Origin of the sequence: Marinisporobacter balticus (assembly GCF_004345705.1) — a bacterium.
GTDB classification, from domain to species: domain Bacteria; phylum Bacillota; class Clostridia; order Peptostreptococcales; family Thermotaleaceae; genus Marinisporobacter; species Marinisporobacter balticus.
Genome location: NZ_SLWV01000068.1, coordinates 1 through 1,812, shown reverse-complemented (window position 1 = coordinate 1,812; position 1,812 = coordinate 1). Strand labels below are relative to the sequence as shown.

The 1,812-nt window shown below is 49.0% G+C and carries 1 rRNA gene; it reads right to left on the bottom strand.

Features of this window, described 5'->3' with window-relative positions:
• A 23S ribosomal RNA gene (locus tag EV214_RS18525) occupies positions 1 to 1,812 on the bottom strand; the annotation flags it as partial.

The following is a 1,812-nucleotide window of genomic DNA, read 5'->3' as shown; positions in this document are numbered from 1 at the left end:
AGTCTCCCACCTATCCTGTACATGTAATACCAAAATCCAGTGTCAGGCTACAGTAAAGCTCCACGGGGTCTTTCCGTCCTGCTGCGGGTAACCGGCATCTTCACCGGTACTACAATTTCACCGAGTCTATTGTTGAGACAGTATCCAAATCGTTACGCCTTTCGTGCGGGTCGGAACTTACCCGACAAGGAATTTCGCTACCTTAGGACCGTTATAGTTACGGCCGCCGTTTACTGGGGCTTAAGTTCGGTGCTTCGATTGCTCTAACACGTCCCCTTAACCTTCCAGCACCGGGCAGGCGTCAGCCCCTATACATCGTCTTTCGACTTAGCAGAGACCTGTGTTTTTGCTAAACAGTCGCTTGGATCTATTCTCTGCGGCCACTTCAGGCTTTAACACCCTAACGTGGCACCCCTTCTCCCGAAGTTACGGGGTCATTTTGCCGAGTTCCTTAACAATAGTTCTCTCGCTCGCCTTAGGATTCTCTCCTCACCTACCTGTGTCGGTTTACGGTACGGGCACCTAGATCTCACTAGAGGCTTTTCTTGACAGTGTGGAATCAGTAAGTTCGCTACTTATATTTCGCTCCCCATCACGCCTCAGAATTATCGATACGGATTTGCCTATATCGACTCCCTAAACGCTTAGACGCACACAACCAACGGTGCGCTTGACCTATCCTACTGTGTCACCCCAATCGCTCAAACAATCTTCGGTGGTACAGGAATTTCAACCTGTTGTCCATCGCCTACGACTTTCGTCCTCGGCTTAGGTCCCGACTAACCCTGAGCGGACGAACCTTCCTCAGGAAACCTTAGGTTTTCGGCGGGTAGGATTCTCACCTACCTCTCGCTACTCATGCCAACATTCTCTCTTCTATACAGTCCACTGCTCCTTACGGTACAGCTTCAATCCGTATAGAATGCTCCCCTACCCCTGTATCTATTGATACAAGCCGTAGCTTCGGTGACAGGTTTTAGCCCCGATAATTTTCGGCGCAGGATCACTCGACTAGTGAGCTATTACGCACTCTTTGAATGAGTGGCTGCTTCTAAGCCAACATCCTAGTTGTCTGTGCAATCCCACATCCTTTTCCACTTAACCTGTACTTTGGGACCTTAGCTGACGGTCTGGGCTGTTTCCCTTTTGACTATGAATCTTATCACCCATAGTCTGACTCCTAAAGTTATGATTACGGCATTCGGAGTTTGATAGTCTTTGGTAACCGGTGAGGGCCCCTAGGACATTCAGTGCTCTACCTCCGTATCACTGCCTTTAAGGCTAGCCCTAAAGCTATTTCGGGGAGAACCAGCTATCTCCGAGTTCGATTGGAATTTCTCCGCTATCCACAAGTCATCCCAGCCTTTTTCAACAGACATGGGTTCGGTCCTCCACGAAATTTTACTTCCGCTTCAACCTGCTCATGGATAGGTCACCCGGTTTCGGGTCTACGGCATACAACTATTTTCGCCCTACTTAAGACTCGCTTTCGCTACGGCTCCGGTGCTTAACACCTTAACCTTGCTGCATACCGTAACTCGTTGGCCCGTTCTACAAAAAGTACGTGGTTGTTCATATAAAGAACTTCCACTGCTTGTAAACATAGGGTTTCAGGTTCTATTTCACTCCCCTTCCGGGGTTCTTTTCACCTTTCCCTCACGGTACTTGTTCGCTATCGGTCACTAGGTAGTATTTAGCCTTGGGGGGTGGTCCCCCCTGCTTCCCACAAGGTTTCACGTGTCTCGTGGTACTCTGGATTATACTCGAATTCGTCTAAGTTTTGCCTACAGGACTATTACCTTGTATCGTAGA